Origin of the sequence: Arthrobacter sp. BPSS-3, assembly GCF_044628475.1 — a bacterium.
GTDB lineage: Bacteria > Actinomycetota > Actinomycetes > Actinomycetales > Micrococcaceae > Arthrobacter.
In genome coordinates, this window is record NZ_JBIMMV010000005.1 from 228,167 (window position 1) to 248,580 (window position 20,414).

The window sequence follows — 20,414 nt, forward strand, 5'->3', positions numbered from 1 at the left end:
GGGACCCTAGATCCCCAGGGAAGCCAGGCTCTGCCGCAGCGTCTCGGCGCTGTGGTGCAGCGAGGCGATCTCGCCGTCGTCCATGGGCGTCTCCAGCACCGTCCGCACGCCGCCTCGGCCCACGACGCTGGGCAGGGACAGTGCGACGCCGGTGATGCCGTGCTGGCCGTCCAGCACCGTGGAGACGGGCAGGACCGCGTTCTCGGAGCGGAGCAGGGCCTCGACGATCCGGGCGCCGGAAAGCCCGATCGCGTAGTTCGTGGCGCCCTTCCCGGCGATCACCTTGTAGGCCGCCTGCGTGACCTCCCGGGCGGTGTCGGCGAGGGAAGCGTCGGTGAAGACGCGGGCGCCGTCGACCGTCCACTCCCGGATGGGAACCGGCCCGATTGTGGCGCCGGACCAGACCGGGAACTCGGTGTCCCCGTGTTCGCCCACCATGCTGGCGTGGACGCTGCTGACGGAGACGCCCGCCCGGTGCCCCAGCAGCCACCGCAGCCGGGAGGTGTCCAGCACGGTGCCGGAGGAGAAAATGCGCGACGACGGCAGGCCCGTGATCTTCCGGGCCGCGACCGTGAGCACGTCGCAGGGATTGGTCACCAGGACGTAGACGGCGTCCGGGGCGTGGTCAATGAGCCGGGGCATGAGCCGCTCGAGGATCCGGACGTTGGTTCCGGCGAGGTCCAGCCGGGTCTGGCCCGGCGACTGCTTCGCCCCGGCGGTGATGACCACGACGTCGGCGCCGGCCACCGCGGCGATGTCCCCGCCGCCGTCGACCGTGACGGCCGCGGCCGAAAACTGGGTGCCGTGGGCCAGGTCCTGGACCTCCGCCTCGGCCTTCGCGGCGTTGACGTCGTAAAGCGCGACGTGGCTGGCCGAGCCCCGGATCAGGGCGGCATAGGCCAGCGAGGTGCCGACGCTGCCGGCGCCGACGACGGCGAGTTTGGTGCCGGAGCGCGCTGTGCCGGACATGGCTGCCGGGGGCGTTGCCATGGGCGGTCAGCCGGCCGGGGTGACGACGGTGCCGGCGGTCTCGCCGCCGTCGATGACGAACTCGGCGCCGGTGACGTAGGAGGACTCGTCGCCGGCCAAATAGACGGCCAGGTCCGCCACCTCCACGGGCTCGCCGATCCGGTGCAGGGCGACGTGCCCGGTGTCGAAGGTCATGCCGTCGGTCATGGGGGTCCGGACCACGCCTGGATGGATCGAGTTGACCCGGGTGCCGTCGCGGCCGAGGTCCAGGGCCGCGGCCTTGGTCAGGCCGCGGACGCCGAACTTGGCGGCGGTGTAGCCGGGAAGGTTCTCGTAGCCGCGGATGCCCGCTATCGAGGAGACGTTAATGATCGAGGAGCGGCCGGAGCGGGCGAGGGCGGGGGCGGCGGCCTTGATGCCGTTGAAGACGCCGGTGAGGTTGACGTCGATGATGCGGGCCCACTGCTCGTGCGGGTATTCGTCGATGCGGCCGAAGTTTACGATGCCGGCATTGTTGACCAGGATGCTGAGGCCGCCGAAGGCGGTGACGGCCTGGTTTACGGCGGCGTCCCAGTCTTCGGGCCGGGTCACGTCGAGGTGGACGTACCGCAGCCGCTCGCCGAGCCCGGCCGCCAGCGCGGCGCCGTCGTCGTCAAGGACATCCCCGACGACGGCGCTGGCGCCCTCCTCGAGGAAGCGCCGGGCCATGGCCGCGCCGATGCCGCGGGCGCCACCGCTGATCAGGGCCACCTTGCCGTCCAACCGTCCCATCCCGCACCCGCCCTTCCGGCGCCGTCCGGCCGCCACTGTGGACCGGCCGCGCGGCCGGCCCTCCCAGCATGCCCGCCGGGGGCGGGACGGGGGAGGGCCGTTGTGCCCGGGGGATCAGAGGTGCTGGATGCCCGCCCGCTGCATCGCGTCCTTGTAGACCGCGACGTTCTTGGCGAGCAGTTCCTCCTGCTTGGCCGGAGAGACGGCGAAGGCGCGGCCGCCGAGGGCGGTGGCCTTGTAGATCTTGATGCCGCGGTTCTTCAGCGAGGAGTGGTACGTCTTCTCGAAGAGGGTGAGGAAGGAGTGGGCGTCGGCGCCGTGGGCAATGACGGCGGAGGCGCGCTTGTTGACCTTCATGAACTGGCGGAACGGGCGGAGGCCATCGGTCTTTTCCTGGACGTTGAGCGCCGTGGGAAGGCCGGGGTCGCGGACCCAGGGGTAGGCGTTCCAGGGCATGACGTAGCGGGGGTCGAGTTCCACGGCCTCGTAGATGGACGTGGCGCGCTGGGCGGCCTCATCGTCGTTGAAGTGGGAGAGGAAACCCGATTCGCAGCCCTTGCCAGGCGAGATATGGAGGCTGACGATCCGGCATTCATCCTCGTCATGGACGGGGTCGATATAGGGGACCACCGAGCCCGGCTTCTTCTCCCTGAGCTCATCACAGAGTTGGGTGACGGCGGCGATGTTCGGTTCCTGCAGCAGGGTCTTCTTCTCGTCCCAGTCAATCGTCACGATTTCTCCCTCAGCACTTGGCGTCCAGAATCAGGCGTCTCTGTCCACTCTACGCCGCTAGGCTGGGAGCCATTTCCCGGGGCCGGGCAAGAGTCCACGGACCCCTTGGCCCCGGGTTCGACGGCGGCGTACGCTTTAAGTGCCTGCAGGTAACCATCTGATTTTCACGGGCCGTTCAGGGCATTTCGATTCCCGGGCCAGCTCATAGCGAGATCGCGAAGGTACCTGCAGGTTCTGCGTTTGAGGGGTGCTTTCCCCGGGCCGGGGTACCTCACGCGGCTGCCGGTGTCCGGTCAGGCACCGCGCGATCGACTCCGCCGGGCACCCGCACCAGGTTCCGCCGCCCGCCCGACTCTGGCCGAGCCCGCCAGGCTGCCTGCGCCAGGCTCGTTGCGGCTCAAGCCGGCACCTTTTTCTTCCGCCCGAGCCGTCGTGCTCTCATTCGATGTCGCTCCGCCCTCAACTCCGGCTCTCCCAGAGACCGGGAATCATGGGCGTGATCCGACGCGGCCTCCGTTCCCTGTCCTGATCTGCCCCACGCTCCTTTTCCCGTTGCACTGCCGGGAAGAGGTGGCGCAGTTGAGGTGTAGGTGTGACCGGTGGGGGTGGTGAGTTCCAGGGTGTGGAGGCCAACTTGGAATTTGCCGCCGGGCTTGCCTCCCTGGTTCGCTCCGGGTTCGGCGGCCGGTAGGGCCCTGGTTAAGGTCGCGGTCCGGTTTCTCGGTCCAGCACGGGTGACCGATTCTGTCCTATCTACGGGCTGGGCGGTCCAGCCGGGGGTTTCTTTGGTGTGGTTGCAGGCTTCGCAAAGTCCGGCGCCGTTGGCTGCGGTTGTTTCTCCGCCCCGGCGCCAGGGAACGATGTGGTCGAGGTGCCGGATGGGTGCGTCGCAATACGGCGTGCGGCAGGTGTCGTCGCGGGTTTCGATGAACCGGCGCAGCCCGGCGGGGAAGAGCCGGGCCCGGGAGTCCAAGCCGATGAGTTCGCCGGTGCTGGGCGCGGTGTAGAGCCGCCGGACCCAGGTCGTGAACTCTGGATTGTCGCCTTTGCCGGCCACGAGTTCCCTGGCCCATCCGGCCGGCACAATGCCGTAGCCGGCGAGCCTGGCTGGTTCACTGTCGCCGGCGAGGAGGGTCCGGTCGGTCATGACGAGCTGGATCTCGATGCCGGTGATCCCGCCGGGTGCCCCGGTGACCCGCTCAACGAGGGCGTCGGCCATGAGTTGTCCGCGGGACCTGGGGTCTCCGGTGGCGCGGGCGGTGTCAGCGTGCCGGGTCAGGGCCGCGTAGGCGGCGACTCCGGCGGCGACGGGGAGCAGAGCGGTGAGGTAGCACATGGTGTCCGGGGCCGGGCGGAGACTGACCGTCCGTTCGGTTTCGGCGTGAGCTGCGCGTTGGGTGACGGAGCGCGGGTCGTGCCGGTAGGCGGCGGCTTTGGCGGCGGAGATGATGGCCCGGTCGCCGGCGCCGTCGAAGGTGCCGGTGTCGGCGGCGAGTTCCCCGTCCACGGCGGCCCGGTCGGCGCCGTCCAGGCAGGCGGTTTCCCGGACCAGGAGCGTGGCGCGCCATTCGTTCAACTGACCTTTTTCGAGGGCGGCCAGGGTGTGAGGCATCTCGGTCACCAGCGCCCGGGCCAAACCCAGCAACCGTGAGCCTTTGGCCGGGGATTCCCGCCGCGCCAACGCGACCTCCGCCCCCACCCCGGCGCCGAGCTGATCAGCGGGCAAGCCAAGCGCGGCTTGTTCCCGCCGCCGGACCAGGTCCAGCGCCACGGCCAACCTCGCCTGCCGGGCTGAGATCGCCGACTTCCGGTCCTCCAGCGCACGGAGCTCATCGATGATCGCCGCCGCATCTCCCACCAGGTCCGCGGCGACCACATTCTCGAAAAGCTTCCGACTGCCTTCCATGAACCCATTCAATCGGAAGGGTCTGACATTTAAAGGCAGAACGCGGAGAGATCCCTAGCGGCGAAGGGAACTACGCGAATGCCGCCGGTGGAGCACTTCCGGTCCGAGGCGCAGGACGGGCGCGCGTATCGCCGTCGTCCGTTCAGGCGCCCGCTGGCCGCGGGGCCCGAAGACCAACCGCCCCAGCGCCTCTCGTCATCTGTACGGAACGGGGGTCCCGGCCGGTGCTCCGGGAGAGCATGCACGGCCCGTGGCGCCGTCAGCCGTCAGCCTCAACCCCGACTGCACCCGCAGCACTCCCACCGTTCATACTGGAACTTGCCGTATCCAAGCACTCCCCGAGGAATCCATGCCCCTGAACAGAGCGTCACTGAAGCGTGACGGCTTCACCGGATTTCGGCCCCTGGGCGAGCTTGAGATCAACCGCATCCCGCAGAAGCCCGGGATTTTCGCCGTTCTACTACCCGCGGGCGGCCAGGAGCCAGTCGAACCACAGTTCCTCGCCAAGAGCACCGCTGGAGTCTTCAAGAAAAAGAACCCCGGCCTCCCGCAGGAAACACTGAAGGCCGAGTGGGTCGAGGGCGCCGATATCCTCTACCTGGGCAAGGCCGGCCCTGGCAGCAAGAGCAACCGGGGGCTCCGCCGGCAAATCCAGGAATTCGTCGACTTCGGCCGGGGCCGGCCGCCCGGTCACTGGGACGGCCGGCTCATCTGGCAGCTGGCGTCCGCGGACCGGCTCATCATCGCCTGGCGCGAACTCCCGGTCGACGAGTTATCCCCGGCCCTGGCCTCCTACCAGGCGGCCTTCGTCGAGGAGTTTGGCCGGCTGCCGTTCGCGAACCTGGTCCAGGCGCCTAGCCGCCGAAGCTGAACCGGCCCGCCACCAGCGTCGCGGCCACCGGCATCGCGGCGAATGCGGCGTCGTCCACGGTGAGCGGATCGCCCTCCAGGACGACGACGTCGGCCGGGTCGCCGACGCGGATGCGGCAGCGCCCGCGGGCTGAAGCCGCCAGTGCCTCCCGCCGCGTCAGCGCCTGCTCCGGATGCCACGGCTCCCGCCCGTCGCCGCGTGCCCGGGTGGTCGCGGCGGACATCGTTGTCCACGGCTCCAGCGGGGCCACGGGCGCGTCCGAGCCGAGCGCCAGCGTGGCCCCAGCGTCGAGCAGGGACCGCAGCGGGAAGGCCCGGTCCGTCCGACCCGCCCAGTTGGCGTCGGCGGCGTCGCGGTCATCCAGCGCGTGCGCCGGCTGGACACTGGCGGTCAGCCCCAGCTCGCCGAAGCGCGCAAAGTCCTGCCGCCGGACGAACTGGGCGTGTTCGATGCGTCCCTTCACGCCCGCGGCGGCGAAGGCGTTCAGCGCGACCTCGTTGGCACCGTCGCCGATCGCGTGAACCGCGGGCACGAACCCGGTATCACGGGCCCGCACCAGCAATTCCAGCAACTCCGACTCGCTCACCGTCAGCAACCCGCGGCCGCCGTGCGGATAGGGGTCCACGCAGTACGCAGTGCGAGTGTTCAGGGACCCGTCGATCAGCACCTTTAGCGGCCCGGCGCTGAGCAGGCCGGCGCCGCCCGGAACCTGCTGGCCGGTCCGCATCCCCTCCGCCACGGCCCGGTCCAGGTCCTGCGGGTATACCCCCGCCTCCACCCGGAACGAGTCGAACCCGTCGGCGATCCGGCGCAGCCAGGGATCCCGGTTCCACACCATCTCGAGGTCCACGATCCCCACGATGCCCCGTGCCGCGGCCGCCGCACCCGCGGAGCGGACCAATGCGTCGACGTCGGAATCCGGTAGGCGGCCCAGCTCGCGGGTCAGCGCGAACGCCGGCTCCTCCCGCAGCAGTCCGTCTGGGCCCGGGTTCACCCCGTAGCGCACAGCCGCGGCGGAATTCAGCCAGACGCAGTGCAGGTCGTGGCTGATCAGCGCCACGGGGACACAGCCGGTCGTCCCGTCCAGCAGCTCCAAGCTGGGGGCGTCGGCCCAGACGGCGTCCCGGAAGCCGACGCCGACCAGCGTCCGGCCGCCGGAGGATGCGCCGCCGTCGCGCACGCCGCCGTCGCGCACGCCGCCAACGTGAGCCCCGACGACGGCGGCGGCCTCCCGCGCCGACGCGGCCCCCGAGAGATCCACCCTGCCCAAGGTCAGCGCCCACTGGTTCATGTGCACGTGCTCGTCCCACAGCCCGGGAATCACGAACCGGCCGTCGAACTCCACCCGCCGTGTCCCGGGCGGAACCATTGCGTGGGACCCCGCGGGGGCGATGGCCGCGACCCGCCCGCCGCTCAGGAGGATGTCACACGGCGTCATATCGTCCGGCTGGTGGACGCCGGTGAGAAGAAGGTCCGGCGCGCCGCCGTCGGGGGCTGTTTTAGGCATAGCAGCAAGGCTAAAGGGGTCCCCGGACGGCGGCAATCCACGTAGCAACAGCCACACAACGCACACCCGTATCAGCACCCGCCGGCGGCGGCAGTCCAAGGGACCTTTGTCCCCTTGCCCGGGCAGAACGGCACCCTCACTCTGGGTATGAGGCGAATCCAGCACGGCAATTTTGGGGAATTGGGGAAGCGCCTGCGAGGAAATTTCGGTCTCGCTATGACCCTGGGGTGAGGAAATGGCAGTTGCACTTTCCAGCTTGGGCAGGAAAGGCAGGAGATCCGCCATGGTGAATGACCGGCAGCAGGAGACGCGGCAGCGGGGACCGGCGACGCCGGGCTTCGCGGGGAGCGCTGAGGCGCCATGAGCCCCTTGGGACACGCTCATCACAGCAGCCGCGCGAGGTCCTTTTTGGCGCATCCGTCCCACGGGGACCCGCGCATCAAGGTGGTGCTGCACGCTGACCCGGCGTCCGAGACGGTCCGGGTGGACGTGCGCGGCGTCGTGACGACGACGAACATCCGCGCGCTCTATGTCGTCTGCCGGCGGGTGGTCGCCAAGTTCGTGGGCTTCGAAATCGTCGTGGACCTCGGCCATGCCCGGGTTACCGCGGCCGCCTTCGACGAACTCCGCGAGCACGCCCGCCAGTCGATCGTCTCCTCGGGGATCGATGCCTCCGTCACGCCCTGCCGCCTGCGGATTGTCGATCCGCCGGTGGTCCTTCGAGTCAAGGAGTCTGCATGAAAGCCCTCGTCTATGGCGGCCCCGGCAAGAAATCCTGGACCGACGTCCCGGATCCGGTGATCACCAACCCGAGCGACGCGATCGTCCGGGTGGACACCACCACCATCTGCGGCACGGACCTGCACATCCTCAAGGGCGACGTGCCCGCCGTGACCGAGGGGCGGATCCTGGGTCACGAGGGCGTCGGCACCATCACCGAGGTGGGGTCCTCGGTGACCAGCCTCAAGGTGGGGGACCGGGTGATCATCTCCTGCATCAAGTCCTGCGGGCATTGCGCCAATTGCAGGACCGGCCTGTACTCGCACTGCCTGGGGGACGAGGGGAAGTCCGGGACTGGCTGGGTGTTCGGGCATCTGATCGACGGAACCCAGGCCGAGTTCGTCCGGGTTCCCTACGCGGAGAACTCGCTGCACCTGCTGCCGGAGGGCGTCAGCGACGAGGAAGCCGTGATGCTCTCCGACATCCTGCCCACGGGCTTCGAGATCGGCGTGCAGTACGGCCGGGTCAAGCCGGGGGACACCGTTGCGGTGATCGGGACCGGGCCGGTGGGCCTCGCGGCGATCGCCACGGCCGGGCTCTACGGGGCGGCCACCATCATCGCCGTCGACCTGGACGCGAACCGGCTGGAGAAGGCCCGGGAATTCGGGGCCACCGACGCCGTCCTCTCCAGCGACGTCGACTGGAAGGACCAGGTCCTGGCCCGCACCGACGGGCTGGGCGTGGACGTGGCAATCGAGGCTGTTGGCGTCCCGGCGACCTTCGGCATGTGCACGGACATCGTCCGTCCCGGCGGCACGGTGGCCAACGTGGGCGTGCACGGCAAACCCGTGGAACTGCACGTTGAGAACCTCTGGATCCAGAACATCAACATCAGCATGGGCCTGGTGAACGCCAACACGACGCCCATGCTGCTGAAGCTGGTGGCCCGGCACAAGATCCCCGCGGCCAAGTTCGCCACCCACCGGTTCCGCTTCGACCAGTTCCTGGACGCCTACGACACCTTCGCCCGGGCGGCCGACACCAAGGCGCTGAAGGTGGTGATCAGCGGATGAGGGCCCACGTCGTCTACGACTCCGCCTACGGCAACACCAAGTCGGTGGCCGAAGCCGTGGCCGAGGTCTTCCACGCGGACCCCATCCCGGTCACCGACTTCCGGCCCTCCGACCTCCTGGCCGGAGACCTGCTGGTCCTGGGCAGTCCGATCAACGGCTGGCGCCCCACGCCCAAGGTCACCGAGCTGCTCTCCGGCCTGGGCGACGGCGACCTGGCCGGCGTAAAGGCAGCCGCGTTCGACACCCGCGTGAGGATGTTCATCCACGGGGATGCGGCCAAGAAAATGGCCCAGTCATTGAAGGACCATGGGGCGGACATCATCTCCGAACCCATGCCGTTCTACGTCCGCGGCAGTGAGGGCCCGCTGCGGCCCGGAGAGATCGAAAAGGCGACCCGTTGGGGCCAGTCGCTACTGGAGGCGGCGGAAAGGCCATGAAGCCCGGGCGGGTAGTCCTGCTGGTCCTCGGCTCGCTTGCCGCGCTGCTGGGCCTGGGCCTGCTCGCCGGTGCCGCCGCGACCGGCTGGGCCAACTACCAGCAGCGCGACGGCGGCTACTTCACCACCCCCACGGAACGGTTCGCGGCGGACGGCTACGCGCTGACGCTTCCCCGGATCAACATCCTGGACGACGGCGGCATGCGCCCCGACGGGACACTTCCCGGGACGGAGGCGACGCCGGGCAGCATCCTGCTGCGCGGTTCGGCCGCGGATCCGTCCCGGCCGGTGTTCATCGGAATCGCCCGCCAGGCCGACGTCGCGGGCTACCTCGCCGGCGTCCCGCACGCCGAGCTCGCCGACGTCCGGTTCTCGCCCTTCCAGGCCGACTACCGCACCGTCGCCGGAACGAAGGCCCCCGGGCGGCCGGCGGAGCAGACCTTCTGGGCCGCCTCCGTCTCCGGGACGGGCAGCCAGGACCTGCGCTGGGACATCCGGCCGGGCAACTGGGCCGTCGTCATCATGAACGCCGACGCGGCGAGCCCGGTGGCCGTGGACCTGAGCGGCGGGGTCCGTTCGGAGCTCCTGCTGCCGATCTTCATCGGCCTGCTGATCGCCGGAGTGGTGCTGCTGGGGGTCGGGGTGCTGCTGATTGTTTTGGGCGCGGCGGGGCTGGGGGCCGCAGGGCCGGGCGGCCCCGGCCCGGGCGGGGTCGGTTCGGGCGGGGGTCCGCCGCCGCCCGGGTATCCCGTGCCGCCGCCACCCTATGGTTACGCGCCGCCGTCGCGCATTTATCCTGCCCGGCTCAGCGGCCACCTGGACCCGCAGCTGTCGCGGTGGCTGTGGCTGGTGAAGTGGTTCCTGGCCATCCCGCACTACGTCGTGCTGTTCTTCCTGTGGTTCGCGCTGGTGGTCACCACGATCGTGGCCGGGTTCGCCATCCTGTTCACCGGCCGGTATCCGCGCTCGCTGTTTGCCTTCAACGTGGGCGTGATCCGCTGGAACTGGCGGGTGGCGTTCTATGCCTACTCGGCGCTGGGCACGGACCGGTACCCGCCCTTCACCCTGGCCCGGACCGACTATCCCGCCGACTTCGACGTCGACTACCCGGAGCGGCTCTCCCGCGGCCTGGTGCTGGTGAAGTCCTGGCTGCTGGCGATTCCGCATCTGCTGATCGTGGGGATCCTGACCGGCACCGTGCGCGGCTGGGGCGGCCGGGAGCGCTACTGGGACGGCACCGAATGGGTGCAGGAGAACGCTGGGATCTCCCTGATCGGGCTGCTGGTGCTCATCGCGGGGGTGGTGCTCCTGTTCACCGGCCGATACTGGCCGGGCCTCTTTGACCTGCTGATGGGGCTCAACCGGTGGGTCTACCGGGTCATCGCCTACGTGGCCCTGCTCAGGGACGAGTATCCGCCGTTCCACCTGGACCTCGGCCCCGCCGACCCCGGCGACGCGCAGCCGGCGCCGGCACCCGGCCCGACCTGGCCGGCGCCGATCCCGCCCGGACCAGTCCCACCCGCCCCGGTCCCGCCGTCGCCCGCCCCGGTCCCGCCGTCGCCCGGTCCGGTCCCGCCGTCGCCCGGTCCGGTCCCGCCGCCGGCTTCCTGAACCCGTTTGCCCAGGGGGTGGCGTCCACAGCGGGCGCGGCTACACTGGCAACAGTCGGCAACGTTGCTGTATCCAGCGTCCCTGCGGGGGCGGACACGGCAGGTTCCAGGCAGGAGGCGATCATGGCAGTCACCTTCTTTTCGCGCGGTGGTCACGGACGGCACGTCGCCGTTGGTATTGCGGCCTGCCTGGTAGCGGCGGCCCTCGCCAGTTCCTCGCAGCCGGCGGTCACAGCGGCACCCGCGGTGCGCGTGGTGGTGGTCGGCGATTCGCTCAGCACCGGCCACGGCACGTCCCCCGATCACGCTTGGCCGGCCCTGATCCGAACGGATCCCGCCCTGTCCGGGTTCCAGGTGATCAATGCCGCGGAAAACGGCAGCGGCTACGTCCGCCCAGGCGATGCCGACGGCACCTTCGGGAGCCAGGTGGACCAGTTCGTCACCCCGGACACCGGCGTCGTGGTGTTCTTTGGTTCAGAGAACGATCTTGGCTACGCCCCCGACGACGTCGGCGAGGCGGCCTCGACGGCGCTGGCCCACGCGGAGGTCGTGGCGCCTTCGGCCAAGCTGATCGTGGTGGGGCCGCCGTCGTACACCACGGACCCCGACCCCGGCCTTCTCGATATCCGGGCCCAGCTCAGGAGCGCCGCGCAGGGTGCCGGCGCCGAGTTCGTGGACCCCATCGCCGAGGGCTGGATCAGCGACGACGTCGAGGACCTGATCGGGCCCGACGGCGACCACCCCACCGTGGCCGGACAGGAATACCTGCTCCAGCACATCGCCGCCGTGATCGAGCACGCCGCGCCGGAACAGAACCCGCAGCCGGGCCGCCCGGCCGAATAGCGCCGCCGCCGATCCCGGGGAATTCCTAGGAAACGCCCGTAGGGTGGGCGCGTGCCACCTCTCGACGTCGTTATTTCCGCTTGGCAGGTCGACTGGACCGCGCTGGTCCTCGCGCTGATCGCCGGCACCCTCTACGGCCTGGGACTTCGGGCCGCGGCGGCAAAGGGAGGCAGCTGGCCGCTCTGGCGCACGATCGCCTTCTATCTCCTGGGCCTCGGCTCATTCCTGCTGCTGACCTGCGGATTCACGGGCGTCTACAGCGCCGGGCTGCGGTGGGCGTTTACGGTCAAGATCACGCTGCTGCTCTTCGTCGTCCCACTCCTGATCGGCCTCGGAAAACCCATCGGACTGGCTCGCGCCGCCTTGTCGGAGCGCGGCGCCGGACGCCTGGACTTCGTGCTGGGCCACCGCCTGGTCCGCTTCGTCAGCAATTCCCTGGTGGCCCCGCTGCTGGGCCTGGCGCTCTTCTCGACGTTCCTGACCCCGGCGTTCTATGTGCTGCGGGCCAACCCGCTGGCGGAGGCCCTGCTGACCGTGGTCATCCCGCTGTTGGGCCTGCTGATGGCGCTGCCCATCATCGAGGAGGCCGACTTCCACCGCTCCAGTGCCTTCATCACGCTGGAGTTCGTCTTCGTCTTCATCGAGTTGCTGGTGGACGCCGTCCCCGGCATCCTGCTCCGGCTGAACGGCCAGGTTCTGGACCTGATGACGGCGCGGCAGGCCGGCCCCGGCTGGTTCCCCGACGCGCTCCGGGACCAGCAACTGGCCGGGGACGCGCTCTGGTTCATCTGCGAGGCCGTGGACCTGCCACTGATCATCCTGATGTTCATGCGGTTCTCCCGCACGGACAAGCGCGAGGCGCGGAGCTTCGACGACCTGACGGACAGCGAACTGGAAGCCCTCAACGCCGAACACCTGCGCCGGGGCCGCTAGGCCTGTACTGCCGCGCGGCTGCCGCGCCGGGCCGCGTCCGCCGGGTTACTGTGCCGGCGGGGCGGGAGGCTGCCCGGAGCCCGGGTACTGCTGGGGCTGCTGCGGTGCCGGGTACTGCTGGGGTTGCTGCGGTGCCGGGTACTGGCCGCCGTGGGTCTCCCAGGACTGCGGACCCACCGGGCCGTGCTGCTGCGGGCCCATGTGGGCGCCCGGAGGGGTGCCGCCCTGCAGCCGGATCAGTTCCGCGGTGTTCTCCGCGGTCCGGATGCCGGCCACCAGGGACTCGAGCCCGATCCGGGCCAGGGCCAGGTAGATGATCACGATCAGCGGGCCGATCACCAACAGCACCAGCACCCCGAGGAAGGGGTTCCGGCTGGCGAAGGCCGAGATGACGAAGAAGAGGTACATCACGCCGAGGGCGATCATGATCAGGATGTAGACGATCCTGGCGATCGACGGCGCGACGAACCGGGTGAAGGAAAAATCGAAGAGGTTTTTCATTGGCTCCCCCAAGGAGTGGCCCGCCGCCTGCGGGGCGGGATCGTGTCGGTTGTGCAGAGCCTAACCGAAACACGCTCCCGCCACGGCAAGGCGGCCCGGCGCGCCAGCCCCGGGTCGTGCCGGCCCCGCCGCGCCACCCCCCGAGCGGGGTGAACAGCCCCCGTCAGGCCTCGCGCGACGCCGGGGACTTGGTCTGCGCCGGATCGCGCTCGGCCAGCGAACCGATGGCCGCATCGATCTTGTCCATGATGCCCTGGTCCAGCTTCACGCCGGCCGCAGCGACGTTCTTCTCGATCTGTTCGGGGCGGGAAGCGCCCATGATGGCGGAGGCGACGTTCTTGTTCTGCAGCACCCAGGCGATGCTCAGCTGCGCCATGGTCAGCCCGGCCTCGTCGGCGATGGGCTTGAGTTGCTGCACCCCGGTGAGCACCTCGTCGGACATCCAGCGCTCGATCATCCGCGCGCCACCCTTGGAATCGGTGGCGCGGCTGCCCTCCGGCGCGGGCTTGCCCGGGTGGTACTTGCCGCTGAGCACGCCCTGGGCCATGGGGGACCAGACGATCTGGGACAGGCCGAGCTCCTCGGACGTGGGGACCACCTCTGCCTCGATGACGCGCCAGAGCATAGAGTACTGCGGCTGGTTGGAGATCAGCTGGAAGCCGAGCTCCTTGGCTAGGGCGTGGCCGTCGCGGATCTGCTGCGCGGTCCATTCGCTCACGCCGATGTACAGCGCCTTGCCCTGCCGGACGATGTCGGCGAAGGCCTGCATGGTCTCTTCCAGCGGGGTCTCGAAGTCGTACCGGTGGGCCTGGTAGAGGTCGACGTAGTCGGTCTGCAGCCGGGACAGGGAGCCGTTAATGGACTCCATGATGTGCTTGCGGGACAGCCCCAGATCGTTGTGGCCCTTGGGGCCGGTGGGGCCGAAGACCTTGGTGAAGATTTCCAGGGATTCGCGCCGCTCGCCCTTGAGCGCCTCGCCGAGGACGGTCTCGGCGGCCGTGTTGGCGTAGACGTCGGCCGTGTCGAAGGTGCTGATTCCGGCGTCGAGCGCCGCCCGCACGCACTGGGTGGCGACGTCGTTTTCCACCTGCGAGCCGTGGGTGAGCCAGTTGCCGAAGGTGATTTCCGAGATCTTGAAGCCGCTGTGGCCGAGGTATCTGAATTCCATGGGTCCCAACGTAGCCCAGATACCCGGGCCCGGTAAGGGCTCAGCTGGCCTTGCGCTCCGGGTGGCCGGCGGCGGGGAGCTCGCGGACGGAGACGGTGACCTCGGGTGCCGCGGCCGCCTCGGCCCGTGCTCGGGCCCGGGCATCGGCGCGTTCGACGGCGGCCGCCCATTCCGGGGAAATCTGTGGTTCCTTGCGGGCCGGCTTCAGTTTCGGGCTGATTTTCGTTGCAGGTTTCTGAAAAGCGGGTGCGCCGGCGCGGCGCCCGAAGAGGGCCATGCCCAGCGTGGCGATGAGCCTGCCGAGGCCGGCGAGCAGGAGGGTGATGACGAAGGCCGCCGCGACGCCGACGAACATGACGACGCCGATCACGAGGGTGCCGGCGTAGGTCAGATTCATGGCGGTGGTCGTCGGGTCTTCCACGTCGCCTCTCCCTTCCAAGCCTGCTGCGGGCCGTTCCCGGCCACCGTTAACCTTACGGAGAATCGGCCGCCGACGCGCCGGGAAACGTCGGCGGACCCAGGATGTGTCCAAGCCGATACCTTCGGTCCCTCGGTGGCGCGGCAGCGGCATATAGTCGGTGTCAGCTCCGGACCACGAGGGATCGGGCGAGGAAAGGGAATCACGTGCAGCAGTCAGGGTTCGAGGGCCGGTGCCCGTGCCTCTCCGGTGAGCAGTACGGACAGTGCTGCGGCCGGTACCACCGCGGGGAAGCGGAGGCACCGACCGCCGAGCAGCTGATGCGGTCCCGGTACAGCGCGTTCGTGGTCCTGGATCCGGGTTACCTGCTCCGCACCTGGCACCCGGAGACCCGGCCGGCGGAGCTGGACCTGGATTCGGAGATCCAGTGGCGGCGGCTGGACATCCTCGCAACCCACCGCGGCGGTCCCCTGGACAGCGAGGGAACGGTCGAGTTCGCGGCCCATTACCGGGTGGGCGGGGAGCGCGGCGTCCAGCGCGAGACCAGCCGGTTCCGCCGGCTGGACCGGCGCTGGTACTACCTCGACGGCGTCGAAGGCCGCTAGCGGTGCCGTTCCCCGAAGAGGGCTGGAGCTAGCGCTCCACGACCGTTTCCACCGGGGTGAAGCCCGCGCGGTCCACCTTGCGGTGGAAGCGCATGCCCGCGAGGCCGCCCAGCATGGCGCCGACCAGGGCCACGACGGCCACCACGACGGCGGCGATCACGCTGGTGGTGGTGAGGTCGCCCTCGTTGACCGGGATGCGCGGGAAGCTGTTCAGGTTGGCCAGGACGTCGAACTTCTGGCCGGCGGTCATGGCGAGGATGGCGACGACGACGGCGGCGATCAGCGCCCAGATCCACACCATGAGGCCCTGCCGCGCGCCGTTGAACCGCGCCATCCGGCCGGCCACGTAGCCGCCGCAGTAGTACGACAGGAACAGGATCACCAGAAGGGTGATGATGCCGGCGAGGCCCACGGTCTGGTTGCCGGAGGCCTGGTTCACGGCATCGTTCACGTTGGTGTTGGTGGCGAGGCCGACGGCGGTACCGGCGGCGGCCACCAGTGCGGTCAGGATCACGGCCATGCCGGTGGCGGCGAGCCAGCCGAAGAAGGCGGAGCCGACCTTGATGCCGCCGAACTGTTCCTTTTCACGGGCCACGACCGTTTCGCGGGTGGGGACCTCCTCGACGACGGTCTCCCGGTCCAGTCGGTCGGGGCGGTCCAGGCCGTCCTGGCGGGGGTCGCGCGAGCCGTGGATGGGCCGGTTGTCGTGGTGGTCCCGGGCGGCCGTTGCGGCGGCGGCACCCGTTGCGGCGCCGGCGGCGGCGGGCATGGCGCGGGTCTCGGTGGAGTGGCCAGCCCTGTCTTCCGCCCGGAGTTCACGGTTCTCGGCGCGCGTCTCGGCTGCGGCCGCGGCGGGAGTCTCCGCGCGGTGCTCGGCGTGGTGGCCGGCGTGCTCTTCGGCGGGCCGGACGGTCTCGGTCCCGGCGGGGCGGACGGGCTCGGCGGTGTCCTGCCGGGCGTCGTGGATCCGGGCGTCGTGGCCCGGTTCGATGTCCGCCGTGCTCTCGCGGCGGGGGGTGCGGTCTTCGGGGCCTGCTGTGCTGCTCATGATGGCTGCTCGCTTTCATTGGGGAACCCGTGCCGGCTGTTCCGGCCGGGCACGGCAATGCTTCGACCGTCATCAGGTCTTGCCATACCTAACCACGCAAACACACCTAATAGCAAGGTTGCTTATTATTAGGGAACGCGGACGTCGCCGCAGGTCAGCGGTAGCTCCGATGCAGGTTTTCCGCCCTCGACTCGCGTGGGGAGGCGTCGGCGATCCAGGGGCCGGTGCCCTCCGACTGATCCAGCACCCCGGCCTCCAGCCACTCGTAGTCGCCGGCCAGCACCCTCGCCGTCAGGCCGCGGTCGCCGTCGTCGGTGTTCCGCCAGAGCTGGTCGAAGTATTCCTCGACCCGCACCCGGGCCTGCGCGCAGTAGGCGTCGGCCAGTTCGTAGGCGGAGGCCCCGCGCTCCGGCGCGGTGCGCAGCAGCATCTCGGCCCGGGAGCAGCAGGCGGAGATGGCGAACAGCTCGGCGCCGATGTCCACGATCCGGCCTAGGAACGCCTGCTTGTGCTCCAGCCCCGCCTGCCAGCGGCCCATCCCGTAGAAGGTCTGCCGCGCCAGCTTCCGTGAGGCGCGCTCGACGTACCGAAGGTGCCGTGCCAGCCGGCCGAATTCGCCGTAGGACCGCGGGTCCATGCCGTTGCCGGCGAGCAGTTTCGGCAGCCAGCGGGCGTAGAACCCGGAGGCGCCGACGGCGGCCCGGGCCTTGTCCGGCAGGCTGGCGTCCGCGGTGGCCAGCGCGCCCGCGGCGGCCAGGTGCGCGTCCACGGCCTCCCGCGCGATCAGCAGCCGCATGATTTCCGAGGATCCCTCGAAGATCCGGTTGATCCGCATATCACGCAGCTGTTGCTCGGCCGGCACCGCCCGCTCACCGCGTGCCTGCAGGGAGTCCGCCGTCTCGAAGCCGCGGCCGCCTCGGATCTGCACCAGCTCGTCCGCGATCCGGCAGCTGATCTCCGTAGACCAGAGCTTCGCCAGCGCCGCCTCGATCCGGACGTCTTTCTGCCCGGCGTCGGCCAGCTCGGCGCACAGTTCGAAGACCGCATCCAGGGCGAAGGCGCTCGCCGCGATGAAGGCGATCTTCTTTCCCACCGCCTCGTGCCGGCCCACCGGGCGGCCCCACTGGGTGCGGGCGTTGGACCATTCCCGCGCGATCTTGAGGCTCCAGCGACCCGACGCCACGCAGAGGGCCGGGATGCTCAAACGGCCGGTATTCAGCGTGGTCAGGGCGATCTTGAGGCCCTGGCCCTCCCGTCCCAGCCGGTTGGCGGCGGGCACCCGAACCCGGTGGAAGCGGGTGACGCCGTTCTCGATGCCCCGCAGGCCCATGAACGCGTTGCGGTTCTCCACCGTGATGCCGGGAGAGTCCATCTCCACCACGAACGCGCTGATGCCGCCCCGGTGCGCGGTGCCGTCCGGGCCCGTGCGCGGCGGCACCACGGCCATGACCACCACCAGCTCGGCAATCACCCCATTGGTGGTCCACAGCTTCACCCCGTCCAGCAGGTAGGAGGAGCCGTCGTCCGAGGGCACGGCGGTGCTGCCCATCCGCGCGGGGTCGCTGCCGACGTCGGGCTCGGTGAGCAGGAACGCGGTGATCGCGCCGGCCGCGCACCGGGGCAGGTACTCGCGCTTCTGCTCCGCTGTGCCGAAGACCTTGACCGGTTCGGGTACGCCGATCGACTGGTGGGCGGAGAGCAGCGCCCCCAGGCTCGGATGCACCGAGCCCAGCAGGGCCAGCGCGCGGCCGTAGTAGACCAGCGTGAGGCCCAGGCCGCCGTACTCGCGGGGGATCTTCATGCCGAACGCGCCCAGGTCCGCCAAGCCCTTGATGTATTCGTCCGGGATTTTCGCCTCCCGCTCGATCACCCGGCCGGACATGGTGCGGCAGTAGACCGTGAGCCGCTCCATGAACGCCTCGCCGCGTTCGACGTCGTCAGCCGGTGCCAGCGGCCAGGGATGGATCAGGCCCGGGTCGAAGCTGCCAAGGTAGAGGCCCTTCGCGAAGCTGGGCCGGTCCCAGCTGGTGTCCCGGGCGGCCTCGGCGACGGCGCGGGCGGTGTCCGCGGTGGCGCCGGCCCCCAGTTCGTCGGCCGGCGGGGCCTCGACGGCGGGGTGTCCGGTGTCCGGCCCCGGATCAGGGGCGGCTGGGTTGTCGACGGCGGAGCTCACTGGGCATCTCCCCTCACCGGACTGGCCGGCTCAAGCCCTGGATCCGCCGCGGGTGGAGGACCCTTCAGCTGTCCCGCAAGACTACTCGCGGGTAGGTGCCGGTGCTAGGGGACGAGTGCCCGATCAGTTCGCCCGGGAAGTCGCCGGGCAGTTCCACCTGGCCCGCCTGGTGGACCAGGTGCTCCCACGCCGTATTGATGCCGGAGACCATGCCCACCAGGGTCCGGATAACGAGGAACCAGGCCAGCTTGCCGACCCCCAGCAGTGCCAGGGCCACCGTCGCCGCCGTCATGATGAACAGGGCCAGGAGTGCGGCGAAGAGCAGCGTCCCGCCGAACACCAGGGTCCCGGTTTCCACCGTGGTCAGATCAAACAGGCTCGCATCGAACTGCATTCTTCCTCCTGCAACGGCGGTTCGGCTGAATCAGTAGCCCGAGCGTAGGGCGGGGGAGGGGGCCCGTTCCAGAGTCCCGGGGTGCGTCGGCCTCTCTTGATACGGGATCGAGACGCTACCCGGTGGTAGGTCACGAACAGATCGCAGGAGCCCCACCAGAAACATGAGCAACGGGGGTCGCGTATTCGGTGCGGAGCAGCGAGGTCGGCGCCGGCGTTGCCTGCGTTAACCTTGTAGCTGGCAGTTTTGCGTCGCTGCCGTCCCCCGGCAGCGAGAGGAGAGTTGCGTGCCCGGATCCGCCCTGTCCTCCGCGGACGCCATCAGCGCCCGGCTGCGCGAGCTGGAACTGCTGACCAAGGGACCCGCGTGGGCGCTGACCCGCTCCGCCCCCTGGGTGATCGCGGTCCTGCAGGCCTCCTTCACCCGCACCCGGCCGCAGCTGCCGCTGGAACAGTTCCACGCCGACGTCGACGCCTTCCTCGAGCAGCTCCGCCGCCAGGAGCCGGGCCTCGGCGGGTCGGCGAACGGCAAGGCCTTCGGCGACGAATGGACTCGGAAGAACTTCCTCACCCGCCGCAACCAGTCGGGCCAGATTGTCTACGAGGTCACCGAACCGGCGGCCCGCGTGCTGGCGTTCCTGGACAGCCTCTCCAGCGAACGCTCCACCCTCAACGGATCCCGCCTGGGCACGTTGCTGGGCGACGTCGAGAAGCTGGCCAACGAAACCAACCCGGACCAGAGCGCCCGGCTGGAGGCGCTCCAGGAAGAGATCGGCGAACGGCGTCAGCTGATCGAGGACATCAGCTCCGGGGAATTCGACGGCCTGCTCGACGACGAGGAAGCCGTCGAGGCCGCGGGCAACATCCTGGACCTCGCGGCTAGCCTGCCCGCCGACTACAAGAAGATGCGTGACCGGATCGAGGAACTGGTGGGCGAACTCCGCAACCAGATCATCGAGGAGTCGCTCAGCAAGGGCGCCACCATGGCCCAGGTCCTCGAGGCGGACAAGCGGCTCCGGCAAAGTCCCGAGGGCAGGACGTTCCGGTCCTTTACCGCCTTCCTGGAAGACCCCCAGCAGCAGCTGCGGTTCCGTTCCGCGATCGGCGAGGTGCTCAGCCGCCAGTTCGCCGACGACCTCAGCCAGGAGGAACGGGAGACGCTGAAGAACCTCGTCGCCGAGCTCCGCAGCCAGCACAGCCAGATCCAGCGGATCTACGGCAAGCTCAGCGAGAGCCTGAACACTTACGTGCAGAGCGACGACTACCGCCAGTCGGTGCGGCTGCGGAAGGTGCTGCGGGAGGCCGAGCAGGCGATCCGCTCGCTGCCGTACGAGCGCGAGCGGCCCGGCCTGGTCCGCGGGCCGGTGCTCTATAACGCGGGCTTCGAGTCGCTGGCCATGATCAAGCTCTTCGACCCGGACGAGTTCGCCGCCCCGCCCAAGCTGGCGGACCCGATCGCCTTCAGCGACTCGGACCGGGCGCGCTCGCCGCGCACCGGCAAGGCCAACCAGGCCGCCATCCGCGGCGCCGTCGCCGGGGCGGCCACCCTCGCCGAAGCCTGGGAGCAGCTCCCCGCCGACGAACGCCACATCAACTCCATCCGGGCGCTGCTCTCCCACGCGCTGCACCAGGGCGCCGGATTCGACCGCGGCGGTTGGCAGCCGCTGGACTTCGAACAAATCGACGGGTCCGCCCGCACCGCCTACCTCCCCGTCGTCACGCTTAAAGAGGACTGAA

At 69.9% G+C, this 20,414-nt stretch carries 20 protein-coding genes; 9 read left to right on the plus strand and 11 right to left on the minus strand.

Annotation, left to right across the window (positions count from 1 at the left end):
* Positions 1-6 precede the first annotated feature (6 nt).
* From ACFVY3_RS10290 to ACFVY3_RS10305, 4 genes are all read right to left on the minus strand, one after another.
* Positions 7-969: an L-lactate dehydrogenase gene (locus ACFVY3_RS10290; protein ID WP_400159633.1), complete on the minus strand. Its 963-nt coding sequence runs from the start codon at positions 967-969 to the stop codon at positions 7-9.
* A gap of 27 nt (positions 970-996) precedes the next feature.
* Positions 997-1,740 (minus strand): SDR family oxidoreductase, encoded by a 744-nt coding sequence (locus ACFVY3_RS10295; RefSeq protein WP_400159634.1) that lies wholly within the window; start codon positions 1,738-1,740, stop codon positions 997-999.
* 114 nt (positions 1,741-1,854) lie between these two features.
* A complete protein-coding gene (locus ACFVY3_RS10300) occupies positions 1,855-2,472 on the minus strand; it encodes a uracil-DNA glycosylase (RefSeq protein ID WP_400159635.1) in 618 nt (205 codons plus the stop codon).
* Between the two features lie 397 nt (positions 2,473-2,869).
* Positions 2,870-4,378 (minus strand): HNH endonuclease, encoded by a 1,509-nt coding sequence (locus tag ACFVY3_RS10305; RefSeq protein WP_400159636.1) that lies wholly within the window; start codon positions 4,376-4,378, stop codon positions 2,870-2,872.
* Between the two features lie 349 nt (positions 4,379-4,727).
* Here ACFVY3_RS10305 and ACFVY3_RS10310 point away from each other — a divergent pair, with 349 nt between their 5' ends.
* Positions 4,728-5,249, plus strand: coding sequence for a hypothetical protein (locus ACFVY3_RS10310; protein WP_400159637.1), 522 nt, complete (start codon positions 4,728-4,730; stop codon positions 5,247-5,249).
* On the opposite strand, the gene ACFVY3_RS10315 is transcribed toward ACFVY3_RS10310, so the two are convergent.
* Positions 5,233-6,756, minus strand: a complete 1,524-nt coding sequence (locus tag ACFVY3_RS10315; RefSeq protein ID WP_400159638.1) for an amidohydrolase — start codon at positions 6,754-6,756, stop codon at positions 5,233-5,235. The genes ACFVY3_RS10310 and ACFVY3_RS10315 overlap by 17 nt on opposite strands.
* A gap of 408 nt (positions 6,757-7,164) precedes the next feature.
* Between ACFVY3_RS10315 and ACFVY3_RS10320 the strand changes: the two genes are divergently transcribed.
* The 6 genes from ACFVY3_RS10320 (at position 7,165) to ACFVY3_RS10345 (ending at position 12,371) form a co-directional block, all read left to right on the plus strand.
* Entirely contained in the window at positions 7,165-7,497 is a 333-nt protein-coding gene (locus ACFVY3_RS10320) for a hypothetical protein (RefSeq protein ID WP_290257260.1), read from the plus strand.
* Positions 7,494-8,549, plus strand: a complete 1,056-nt coding sequence (locus ACFVY3_RS10325; protein WP_400159639.1) for a zinc-dependent alcohol dehydrogenase family protein — start codon at positions 7,494-7,496, stop codon at positions 8,547-8,549. The genes ACFVY3_RS10320 and ACFVY3_RS10325 overlap by 4 nt, the downstream gene beginning before the upstream one ends.
* Complete coding sequence (locus ACFVY3_RS10330) at positions 8,546-8,986, plus strand: flavodoxin domain-containing protein (RefSeq protein WP_290257262.1); 441 nt, start codon at positions 8,546-8,548, stop codon at positions 8,984-8,986. Before ACFVY3_RS10325 ends, ACFVY3_RS10330 begins: the two co-directional genes overlap by 4 nt.
* Positions 8,983-10,596: a DUF4389 domain-containing protein gene (locus ACFVY3_RS10335; protein ID WP_400159640.1), complete on the plus strand. Its 1,614-nt coding sequence runs from the start codon at positions 8,983-8,985 to the stop codon at positions 10,594-10,596. The genes ACFVY3_RS10330 and ACFVY3_RS10335 overlap by 4 nt, the downstream gene beginning before the upstream one ends.
* A 122-nt stretch (positions 10,597-10,718) precedes the next feature.
* Positions 10,719-11,438, plus strand: coding sequence for an SGNH/GDSL hydrolase family protein (locus ACFVY3_RS10340; protein ID WP_290257264.1), 720 nt, complete (start codon positions 10,719-10,721; stop codon positions 11,436-11,438).
* 51 nt (positions 11,439-11,489) lie between these two features.
* Positions 11,490-12,371: a cytochrome c oxidase assembly protein gene (locus ACFVY3_RS10345; RefSeq protein ID WP_290257265.1), complete on the plus strand. Its 882-nt coding sequence runs from the start codon at positions 11,490-11,492 to the stop codon at positions 12,369-12,371.
* Between the two features lie 45 nt (positions 12,372-12,416).
* Here ACFVY3_RS10345 and ACFVY3_RS10350 read toward each other — a convergent pair whose 3' ends face one another.
* The 3 genes from ACFVY3_RS10350 to ACFVY3_RS10360 all read right to left on the minus strand — a co-directional run bounded on the left by ACFVY3_RS10350 (position 12,417) and on the right by ACFVY3_RS10360 (position 14,461).
* Positions 12,417-12,872, minus strand: a complete 456-nt coding sequence (locus ACFVY3_RS10350) for a DUF4282 domain-containing protein (protein WP_400159641.1) — start codon at positions 12,870-12,872, stop codon at positions 12,417-12,419.
* Between the two features lie 163 nt (positions 12,873-13,035).
* Positions 13,036-14,040 (minus strand): aldo/keto reductase family protein, encoded by a 1,005-nt coding sequence (locus tag ACFVY3_RS10355; protein WP_290257267.1) that lies wholly within the window; start codon positions 14,038-14,040, stop codon positions 13,036-13,038.
* Positions 14,041-14,080: 40 nt separating this feature from the next.
* Positions 14,081-14,461 (minus strand): hypothetical protein, encoded by a 381-nt coding sequence (locus ACFVY3_RS10360; protein ID WP_400159642.1) that lies wholly within the window; start codon positions 14,459-14,461, stop codon positions 14,081-14,083.
* Positions 14,462-14,664: 203 nt separating this feature from the next.
* Between ACFVY3_RS10360 and ACFVY3_RS10365 the strand changes: the two genes are divergently transcribed.
* Positions 14,665-15,063, plus strand: a complete 399-nt coding sequence (locus ACFVY3_RS10365; RefSeq protein WP_400159643.1) for a YchJ family protein — start codon at positions 14,665-14,667, stop codon at positions 15,061-15,063.
* Between the two features lie 28 nt (positions 15,064-15,091).
* Here ACFVY3_RS10365 and ACFVY3_RS10370 read toward each other — a convergent pair whose 3' ends face one another.
* The 3 genes from ACFVY3_RS10370 to ACFVY3_RS10380 all read right to left on the minus strand — a co-directional run bounded on the left by ACFVY3_RS10370 (position 15,092) and on the right by ACFVY3_RS10380 (position 18,678).
* The gene (locus tag ACFVY3_RS10370) at positions 15,092-15,832 is read right to left on the minus strand and encodes a hypothetical protein (protein ID WP_290257319.1); all 741 of its coding nucleotides are present in this window, start codon (positions 15,830-15,832) and stop codon (positions 15,092-15,094) included.
* A gap of 433 nt (positions 15,833-16,265) precedes the next feature.
* On the minus strand, positions 16,266-18,284 hold the full coding sequence (locus ACFVY3_RS10375) for an acyl-CoA dehydrogenase family protein (RefSeq protein ID WP_400159644.1): 2,019 nt from the start codon (positions 18,282-18,284) through the stop codon (positions 16,266-16,268).
* 64 nt (positions 18,285-18,348) lie between these two features.
* Positions 18,349-18,678: a hypothetical protein gene (locus tag ACFVY3_RS10380; protein ID WP_290257270.1), complete on the minus strand. Its 330-nt coding sequence runs from the start codon at positions 18,676-18,678 to the stop codon at positions 18,349-18,351.
* Between the two features lie 286 nt (positions 18,679-18,964).
* Here ACFVY3_RS10380 and ACFVY3_RS10385 point away from each other — a divergent pair, with 286 nt between their 5' ends.
* Complete coding sequence (locus tag ACFVY3_RS10385; RefSeq protein WP_400159645.1) at positions 18,965-20,413, plus strand: DUF3375 family protein; 1,449 nt, start codon at positions 18,965-18,967, stop codon at positions 20,411-20,413.
* Position 20,414 lies beyond the last annotated feature (1 nt).

Excerpts from the sequence above, each read along its gene's own strand:
- ACFVY3_RS10290 (WP_400159633.1), bottom strand. The coding sequence starts at position 969 with ATGTCCGGCACAGCGCGCTCCGGCACCAAACTCGCCGTCGTCGGCGCC.
- ACFVY3_RS10295 (WP_400159634.1), bottom strand. The coding sequence starts at position 1,740 with ATGGGACGGTTGGACGGCAAGGTGGCCCTGATCAGCGGTGGCGCCCGC.
- ACFVY3_RS10305 (WP_400159636.1), bottom strand. The coding sequence starts at position 4,378 with ATGGAAGGCAGTCGGAAGCTTTTCGAGAATGTGGTCGCCGCGGACCTG.
- ACFVY3_RS10310 (WP_400159637.1), top strand. The coding sequence starts at position 4,728 with ATGCCCCTGAACAGAGCGTCACTGAAGCGTGACGGCTTCACCGGATTT.
- ACFVY3_RS10315 (WP_400159638.1), bottom strand. The coding sequence starts at position 6,756 with ATGCCTAAAACAGCCCCCGACGGCGGCGCGCCGGACCTTCTTCTCACC.
- ACFVY3_RS10325 (WP_400159639.1), top strand. The coding sequence starts at position 7,494 with ATGAAAGCCCTCGTCTATGGCGGCCCCGGCAAGAAATCCTGGACCGAC.
- ACFVY3_RS10330 (WP_290257262.1), top strand. The coding sequence starts at position 8,546 with ATGAGGGCCCACGTCGTCTACGACTCCGCCTACGGCAACACCAAGTCG.
- ACFVY3_RS10335 (WP_400159640.1), top strand. The coding sequence starts at position 8,983 with ATGAAGCCCGGGCGGGTAGTCCTGCTGGTCCTCGGCTCGCTTGCCGCG.
- ACFVY3_RS10340 (WP_290257264.1), top strand. The coding sequence starts at position 10,719 with ATGGCAGTCACCTTCTTTTCGCGCGGTGGTCACGGACGGCACGTCGCC.
- ACFVY3_RS10350 (WP_400159641.1), bottom strand. The coding sequence starts at position 12,872 with ATGAAAAACCTCTTCGATTTTTCCTTCACCCGGTTCGTCGCGCCGTCG.
- ACFVY3_RS10355 (WP_290257267.1), bottom strand. The coding sequence starts at position 14,040 with ATGGAATTCAGATACCTCGGCCACAGCGGCTTCAAGATCTCGGAAATC.
- ACFVY3_RS10370 (WP_290257319.1), bottom strand. The coding sequence starts at position 15,832 with ATGCCCGCCGCCGCCGGCGCCGCAACGGGTGCCGCCGCCGCAACGGCC.
- ACFVY3_RS10380 (WP_290257270.1), bottom strand. The coding sequence starts at position 18,678 with ATGCAGTTCGATGCGAGCCTGTTTGATCTGACCACGGTGGAAACCGGG.